Origin of the sequence: Daejeonella sp., assembly GCF_036405355.1 — a bacterium.
Lineage (GTDB): Bacteria > Bacteroidota > Bacteroidia > Sphingobacteriales > Sphingobacteriaceae > Daejeonella.
The window spans coordinates 1-8,958 of sequence record NZ_DASWXT010000043.1; the positions used below are offsets into that span (position 1 = coordinate 1).

Sequence of the window (8,958 nt, forward strand, 5' to 3'; positions counted from 1 at the left end):
GTATCAGTTCAATATTGCCCTTCTTAATTCAGTGTTAAAATAATCAATGTTTTCTTTTATAGATCAACAGAGTATTATTTTTAGAACAAGATGGTATTACTAATTAAAAGGATTTAGCACAAGGCTAATAAGATTTCAAGTAAGCTGCCTCAAACCCCGATCCATTCATTTTTTTAGCATTAATTTCAGATTGAAAACCAAATGCAGATTTCATTTAAGCACCTATCAGGTTAAATGCATAGTCGACCTCTCCATGGATAAAGTCTTCATCCTTAAGCCCAAAATTATTTTTTGTATATTTGTATTTCCTGAACAATAATCCCTAACCAGAATTTTTTAATTCACCCCGGGTAGTTTATTGTTCCTTTAATTACAAGCAGGTTGCCTGCAAAAAGCCCTTATTCCGGCAAATACTTATGGCTCCCTGATTTGTTCATCTGTTCACTTCTCCTTTGGAGATAAAAACATCTGGCTATGACTCAATTTTTGTCCAGAATCTATTTTGGTAATACATTACAGAATTGGCTAATATCGCTCTCCATTTTTGTGGCAGGGATTTTACTGATTGCTATTTTTAAACGGGTAATATTAAAGCGACTTAAGTTATGGGCATTCAGGAGTGAAACTACATTTGATGATTTCCTTGTTTTGAATTTCGAAAAATCAGTCGTTCCTCTTAGTTACCTTGCTGTGTTTCAATTAGCGATAAACTTATTACAAATTGGACCCAAAATTGCGTCTGTACTGCAGATAGCAACGCTGTTGTTTATCACATTTTTTATTCTTCGGATTATTACTTCAGTAGTGAAAAAATTTATTTTTTCATTCATAAGAACAAGTGAAAACAGAGATTCTGAGGAAAAGCAAGCCAATGGTCTTCTTCTGATTATCAATATTATAATCTGGATACTTGGGTTGGTCTTCATAATAGACAATCTTGGTTATAATGTGACTACCCTGATAACCGGATTGGGAATTGGTGGAATTGCGATCGCTCTTGCCGCACAAACTATATTAGGTGATCTTTTCAGTTATTTTGTGATCTTTTTTGACAGACCATTTCAAATTGGAGACTTTATAATAGTGGAAGATAATATGGGAACTATCGAATACATTGGCATAAAAACCACCAGAATTCGAACTCTGAGTGGTGAACAGCTAATCTGCTCCAATACCTATTTGACTAACTCCAGGATTCATAATTATAAACGGATGGAAGAGCGGCGGATAGTCTTTAAGCTGGGTGTCACATATCAGACGACCTCAGAGATTGTGAAAGAAATCCCTGTGATAGTTAAAGAGATCATCGAATCCACCAAAGATGTACGGTTAGACCGCGGGCATTTTTCAGGATTTGGTGATTTCAGTCTTGATTTTGAATTTGTTTATTACATTTTAAGTGCTGATTACAATGTATTTATGGATAAACAACAGGAAATATACCACAGGATACTCTGCAGGTTTGAGTCAGAAAAAATTGACTTCGCCTACCCAACACAAACACTTTATACAGTTCCAATTCGTAAAACACAGGAACTTCAGGAGTAAACAACAGTCGATATTTAACCTGAGCTGATCAGCTTAAAACAGGAACTATGAAAAAAGCAATAAAGAATATTCTGGTAGCAATAAATTTCTCCGATTCAAGTGATAATGCAATTAAAATCGGTATTTCTATGTGCAAGCGGCATAAAGCTGCATTACATTTGCTAAAGGTTAACAAAGAAACCCCTTTCCCCTACCCAATTGGAAAGAATGCATTACTGATTGGATTCAGACTGGAATCTATGATGGCCGAAATGAAATCATTAGAATCGTATGCTAAACAACTGGAAGAAACCCATCAAATAAAATGTTATTATCACATTGAAGAAGGCAGCTTCACTGCTACAGTTGCCAGAATCGTTAATATTTATAATTGTGAACTGCTAATTGTAGAAAAAAAGCCGGATCCAATCCTGTTCAATATGCTCTATAGCAGAGACGTTTCAACGATTATCAAGTACTCATCCTGTCCGGTCCTGGTTGTTCCGGGGAGTTGTATTCATTATAATTTCAAAAAGATTCTATTCCCATTTTGGTTAAAGAAATCCAATTCCCCTCAACTGGAAGTGACATTGCCCATTATAGAAAAAAATGCTTCGAAAGTAGTTTTGTTTGGGGCAATCAAGTCAAACAATGATTTAAATGAACTTAATATTGTGAACAAACTAATGAGTTCAGTTTATAAACTCATTTCATATACTACCAAAAACATTGAAACTGAACTTGAAAACACAAAAGCCACAGCTAAATCAGTCCTAAAGAAAGCAGCTGAAAATAAGTCAGATCTTATTGTAATTTCGGGAAATGCCAGCAAAGGCCTTTTAGCTCACAGAATGCAGCGCAAAAACAGGTTTATCATTAATAATTCCAAAGTACCTGTACTTAATGTGAAATAGCATCTGATAGTCAAGGTTTAGTCTGAATTGAGTTTGCTTTACTGGTATCTTCTTCTTCTTCATTTAATTCTTTGATATACTGATGCTTTAAATGATCATAAAGGGAATGCTTATCTATAATTATTGAGACCAGACTAGCAATCATACCTGCTAGTATAAGATAGAATATCACGCTGTGCCGGTCAGTCATTTCAAGTACCAGTATTGCCGAAGTAAATGGAGACCTTGTAACACCGGTAAGGAAACCAACCATTCCTGCTAAAATAACAAGGTTGGTACTTGTATCAGAGAGGTTAAACCAACCACTGATAAATGACCCAATGGAAGCTCCGGCACCCAATGCGGGAGCAAATATTCCCCCGGCCCCTCCGGTGGTAAAAGAAATCAATGGTCCTGTTATTCTTAATAATGGTGTATACCAGGCAGAATGTTTATCATTGGTAAAGAGTACCCTTTCCATTGTATCTTTCCCGGAGCCCATGATTTCTGCGTTGAAAAAATGTGCTGTAAAGGCTATGAAAAGTGCGCATAAGATAATAAACAGCACATGGTGACTTGTAAATTTCAACTTAGACTTCCAAACTAATATTCCGAGAATCAGCTTTGACATGATGCTCCCTGATATTCCGGCAAAAACAGCGACAAGTATTACGGGTGCAATAATCCATACCGAAAGATCGTTTACTTTTGGATAGCCCAAATACAGGTATGAACCCATCAAGCCCTGAGCTGTTAATCCTGCAATGATAACAGAAGAAAATATGGCCGTTTTATAGAAACTGAAATGAGTTTTTGTTAGCTCCTCAATTGCAAATACAATCCCTCCTAAGGGAGTATTAAATGCTGCCGCCAATCCAGCCGCTGCACCTGTAATGATCACATTTTTCTTTGCAATTTTTGGTATCCATAGCGGAAGGCGCTCATTTACAACTCTGAAAACAGAAGCAGCAATCTGTATCGTAGGTCCTTCCCTTCCAATGGCAGCTCCACCTGCAGCCATTACAAGACTGGAAGCTATTTTAACGATAAGGATGCGAAAACCAAGCAGTTTATCAATAATTGAACTTGTTTTTGGCGAGGACAGATCAATTGAAGCCATTACTTGTGGAATACCACTGCCTTTTGCATAGGGTGCAAAGTGCCTTACCAACCACCAGGAGAACAGGAAACAAGCTGGAGTTAGTATGAAAAGAAGTAAACTGTTAAAATGAAATATCATTTTAGCGAACTCTTCTGCCATTAAAAATAACCGGGAATAGATAACGGCAATAATTCCGGTAATTACAGAAGCTATCCAAAAGGGAATTGCCTGTAAAACATTCCTTTTAATTTCTTCATTTCGAATCCTGTCAAATCCTTTCTTAAGTGAAAACTTTATCTTTTTTAAAAATCTCATATTGTCTTCAACTATGACTAGCCTGATTCAAATCTTCACAACAGTGATTGAATAATACCGTCAGAAAGCGATCCGATTAAAAATCTGGAGGGAAGCTAAATTTAGTTCTTCTTCATAATATAAGCAAATATATCCCTTACTTCCTGATCTTTTAAGCGATCCAGGATGCGTTCAGGCATGATGGAAACCGGTAATGCTTTCATTTCTTTAATTTGTTTCTGAGAAAGTATAATTTCTTTACCCGTCTGGGTTTGAATAGTATGTGTGTCGCCATTACTTGCTGCAATCTTCCCTTCTATCGTACGTCCATCTGTTGTAATAATCCGGTGAAGCCCATAACCTTCTCTGATGTCGGCATTTGGATCAATTATATTCAGCAAAAAGTAGTTCACATTACTGCGCTCATAGCCTGTAAGATCCGGTCCAATACTCCCTCCCTCATTAAACAGCCGGTGACAATAACCGCAATTGGCCAGGTAAAGTGCTCTGCCGTTTTTAATATCCCCTGAACCTGATTTAATCAATTTTGAATATTTAGCCAGAGCATCATTCTTTTCAGTCGAACTTGAAAGTTTCACATTTGGCCAATAACGATCGGCAAGAGCAGAGATTTTGGCATCGTTCAATAGTTTTAACCTGCGTGCGAGTTGATCAGATACATCATCTTTACTTATCCTTTTGGTTTCCCCGATCGCAATAAACAGTTGATTGGCCCAGCTTACCCTTGCAGCAAACAGTTCAAGCGCTGCATTCCTTACACCAACATCTCCTCTGAACTGAGGGTATGCCTTTACTATCCTCAAACCAATATCATCATTATCATATCTTTGCAGGGCCTGTAAGGCTGCCTCTTTCATTGCCCCGGTAGATTTACTGCTTTCAATTATTCCTAATAAAACAGGAACTGATTCAGGTTGATTCACTTGACCAAAAATAATGATATAGGATAAGCGTTGATCAGAATCAGCATTATCATCACCAATAATACCGAGTGCCTTTTTAATTGCATTCGCATTTCCCTGGCGGATAGATAGTGCCAACGGAGCCCCAAAAAGTTCTGCCTGATATGGCTGAATTGCTTTAGTAAGCTCTGCTGATAAACCAATCGCATCCCTTCCCCTTAGCCCTTCACGCAGTCCGCTGATCAAAATTTTAGCATAAGCTTTAGAAGGAGCAAGTCCAATCAGTTTTGAGGCGGCACTGTAATTGGCATCACCGGCCGACATGATATAGCGCTGCATTAATCGTTTCAGCAAGACATCCTGGACCAATTTTTTCTGCCAGATTCCTTTATCTTCGAATATAGAAAGAATACCCTGCCGGTCTGTCTCGGATTTTGCTTCAATTGCCCACCAAATCAGTAAAGGTATATCGGGGTCATTCGAATCATCATGATTTTTGATCAGATTCTTCATTATTGGAATAGCAATGGGTCCTGCAAGTCTTTTTGCTGTAGCCGCTAATTGACTTCTAACAATTACACTAGTTTCAGCAGCTGCCAGTGCCGACAGCTTTGAAGCTATCGCCGGAGAGACTTTTCTGTTGTCCCCAAGTAAGCGTACAGCCCATTCCCGTACATATTGATCCTGGTTACTCAGAGCAATACCTGCCAGTTCATCGTTGAATCCTCCGCTCGCATTTATCGCCCAAAGTGCTTCCAGTGCGAGCTCAGGCTTGGCCGTTCTTAAAATATCCCTTAATCTGGGTACAATGGACTTATCTTTTCGATTGGCAAACTGTACCATGGCCTGCTGACGGAACCATTTATTTCTATTTTCTAGCTGCTTGATCAACTGAGCATTTGTTAATTTACTCAGATCAAAATTTTGATATGCAGGCTTAGAATCCTTTGCGCGAAGCCGGTAAATCCTGCCAGAACTCTTATGCCAGGTATCACGGGGATCGACATGCGACAGCCTGCTATCATACCAATCAGCAATATAAACCGCCCCATCAGGACCAGCTTTAATATTTACGGGTCTGAACCAATGATCATCTGTTTCAACTATCTTTCGTTCATCCACATTTCTAAAAGTAGAACCTTTTGGTTCAAACCGGCCCAGCTGAACGTAATTCAAGAGTGGATTGACAGCAATCATCTTACCCTCATAGACTTCCGGTAATCTGCCTCCTTCATACCTTATCAGGGAATGCGTAAAACGGATTTTTTCTCCAAGAAGCTCCATATTATCAAGATTCCCAAAGGTATAGGGATTTGTGTAAGGACCGTGTTTGCCAAGACTTCTAGGATAATAACCGCCCTGTTTGTAATAAGGGCCCCGATCTGACCCATTATTTCCTGAATACAGTCTTCCCTTACTGTCGAATTCTACATTAAAGGTATTTCCACCACCTTCGGCAAAAACTTCAAACACTTTAGTGTCAATATTATATCTCCAGATAACCTGTCCCGAAAAGGCAATATTCTTCGACACTGCTGAACTGATATTAGCGGTTGTGGTACTTCCCTGTGCACCATAAAGCCATCCGTCTGGTCCCCATCTCAAGCTATTGGCAACTGCATGGGTATCCTCCAGGCCAAATCCACTTAAATGAACTTCCGGTTCCTTATCAGGTATGCCATCTGCATTGGGATCATCATAGGAAAGCAGGTATGGTGGATTCAATACCCAGATTTTCCCCCTTCCTGTCAGCACACTTGTTGCAATATTTAATCCTTTTATCGCATCAGTTGACTTGTCAAAAGTTCCATTACCATCAGTATCCTCAAAAATACTGATCTTATCTGCACCCTTAAGTCCGCCGGGAGGAGCAACTGGTACTTTGTCAAAATGCACCCTTAAAAAATTGTCGACACTGGTAACTTTTAACCCCAGAGGATATGGATACTGATGATATTGCACAACCCACAAACGGCCGCGATGATCGAAACTAAGTTCAACAGGCTGAACTATATCAGGTTCTGATAAGACCAGATCCATGCTAAGGTCATCAGGAATGCGAAAATTACTAAGTGCTTTCTGTGGCTGCGTAGGCTGAGTTGAATCAGTAAGGGCGCCGAGTCCTTTGAATGCCTCCATATAACGCGCTACATCTTCATTCGCAGCAATATCTTCTATTGCAGGTGCTTTGCTTTCCTGATTATTATTACATGCCTGCAGCCCGGCAAACATGATTAGCACTGAGTAAAACAGTTTATTTTTAAGATTCATTCAAAATTTGGTATTAAATTCTAATGATATTATTCGAATTATTCAGATTCAGCACAAACAATTAAGTTTTGAAATGTAAATTCTATAATTTTATTCAATCGAAATATTCTCTTTCAGTACCACGCCTCTTGCATTATTGCTGATTCCTCCTAGTTTCCCCCTGGTTATACTATTATCCTTTACCAGGGTACCGGTACATTCTCCCCTCAATGTTATGCCTCTTTGCATTCCATTATTTTTAGCACTCTCGCTAATGATACAATTCATTATCCGAGAATTTGTGCTCCTTTCAATCTGAATTCCGTTGAAATTGGGATTTTTGATATGGCAGGCACTGATACTTATTTCCCGGCTATCTTTTACCACAATTGCACCGCCTTCATCCGCAGTCCCATTTCCTGAACCATCTATTATGTTATCACTCAATATGACATTTTCGCCCTGATTAAGCAAAATGCCCCCATAAGCAGACGGCTGAGAAGGAAAATAATCTTCATTATGATCAAACACATTTCCATTTATGACCAGATTACGACCATTATTTATCAGTAAATGATGTTTATATCCACGAATGAAGGTATTTCCAATGATACTAATTCCACGGGCATTTTCAAGATGAATATTTAGTTCCTGATTGCTGATATGGTTGCCGGTAATGCTCCATAAACCTATTTTGTCCGGATTACTGTTTAAACCCAAAAATCGAATATTTGCACCCCCGGAACTGGGTATTGCCTGAATCGTGTTACCCGATATCGTTCCTTCGCGAACACTTCCACCTTGTGTGCAATCCACAAGAATATCCGCTGATGCTGGTCCCTGAGGATCACAGTTGTATTCTATATCATTACCTGTTATCTGAAAATTGCGAATTTCACTCTTAATAACACTGATGCCCCCTTTTTTACAATAGCTGATATGGCTGTCGCTGATAATAAACTGGTGGATATTTACCTGATCTAGGAATATACCGATTCCACTATTATTATACACATGACAGCCATCAATCAGTACATTCCTGTTTCGGGAGGTCAAATGTATCCCATTCCGCACATTTCTGATCAGAAGGGCGCGTAGTGTGGGCATAAAGGTATTTTTTAGCTCTATTCCATCGGCATCAACATTATCTCCAATAATTTCAAGAGCATCAATCAATGGCATCCTTTCTTTATCCCATGTTAGCTGTTTAACTGATGCAGGTAAAGCTGATCCTTTATCATGCGAACCGATAAAACGAAAAGCGGGACCCTCTCCCCCCATGATGATATTTGCACTTGCTCCACGACCTGAAAGACCAATAGTACCCTGAAGGGATAGGTCTATTTCTATAGTTTTAGTAATCCTGTAGCTGCCACGGGGAAATTCAACCAAACCATCGGAAGCACCAGATATTGCAGCATTTATAGCATAGGTATCATCTGTTATACCGTCTCCTTTTGCACCAAAATCTTTGACATTTACGGCATAAGTGATTTCATATCCTAAGCAAACTGTAAGAATGATAAGCAGGAGTTTAATAAAAGGCATAAAAAGGCGTATCATATATTGGTTTCTGCTGTTTAATTTATCAGGATCTCATCAAAGAGAATCAGAGCAGGCTTATCCTTTGCAGGATGCCATGAAGGCAATTTTTTAACTGGCTTTGCAATAATTTTCAAATAGGAAACCGATTCAGGTTTAAATTTAACCTCAAATTTAAAGGTTTGTTGCGGATCCTTTTGAGCTGGCATTTTAGGATCAAAGGAATTCAGCAATTTCAAATTATCCGGGTCTGAGCCGCCATAAACTTCAATTCTGCTTGGAGGAAACACAGATGAATTTACATTTACAATTGAATTTAAGACAGTTGAACTAACTTTGACAGGCTGTTTAAAATTCAGAATTAACAGCATATCCTTTTCTTTAAATCCCTGCCAGTTTGTGTTGTTGATATCAGCTTCTGCTAATT

6 protein-coding genes are annotated in these 8,958 nt (G+C 38.8%); 2 read left to right on the plus strand and 4 right to left on the minus strand.

Features of this window, described 5'->3' with window-relative positions:
• Positions 1 to 474: 474 nt before the first annotated feature.
• The gene (locus VGE44_RS05395) at positions 475 to 1,548 is read left to right on the plus strand and encodes a mechanosensitive ion channel family protein (RefSeq protein ID WP_331076726.1); all 1,074 of its coding nucleotides are present in this window, start codon (positions 475 to 477) and stop codon (positions 1,546 to 1,548) included.
• A gap of 47 nt (positions 1,549 to 1,595) precedes the next feature.
• Complete coding sequence (locus VGE44_RS05400; RefSeq protein WP_331076727.1) at positions 1,596 to 2,441, plus strand: universal stress protein; 846 nt, start codon at positions 1,596 to 1,598, stop codon at positions 2,439 to 2,441.
• Between the two features lie 10 nt (positions 2,442 to 2,451).
• Here VGE44_RS05400 and VGE44_RS05405 read toward each other — a convergent pair whose 3' ends face one another.
• From VGE44_RS05405 to VGE44_RS05420, 4 genes are all read right to left on the minus strand, one after another.
• Complete coding sequence (locus VGE44_RS05405) at positions 2,452 to 3,837, minus strand: chloride channel protein (protein ID WP_331076728.1); 1,386 nt, start codon at positions 3,835 to 3,837, stop codon at positions 2,452 to 2,454.
• 101 nt (positions 3,838 to 3,938) lie between these two features.
• Positions 3,939 to 7,010: a DUF7133 domain-containing protein gene (locus VGE44_RS05410; protein WP_331076729.1), complete on the minus strand. Its 3,072-nt coding sequence runs from the start codon at positions 7,008 to 7,010 to the stop codon at positions 3,939 to 3,941.
• Between the two features lie 90 nt (positions 7,011 to 7,100).
• Positions 7,101 to 8,552, minus strand: a complete 1,452-nt coding sequence (locus tag VGE44_RS05415; protein WP_331076730.1) for a right-handed parallel beta-helix repeat-containing protein — start codon at positions 8,550 to 8,552, stop codon at positions 7,101 to 7,103.
• Between the two features lie 17 nt (positions 8,553 to 8,569).
• The coding region (locus VGE44_RS05420) for a hypothetical protein (RefSeq protein ID WP_331076731.1) at positions 8,570 to 8,958 on the minus strand (389 nt) is incomplete at its 5' end.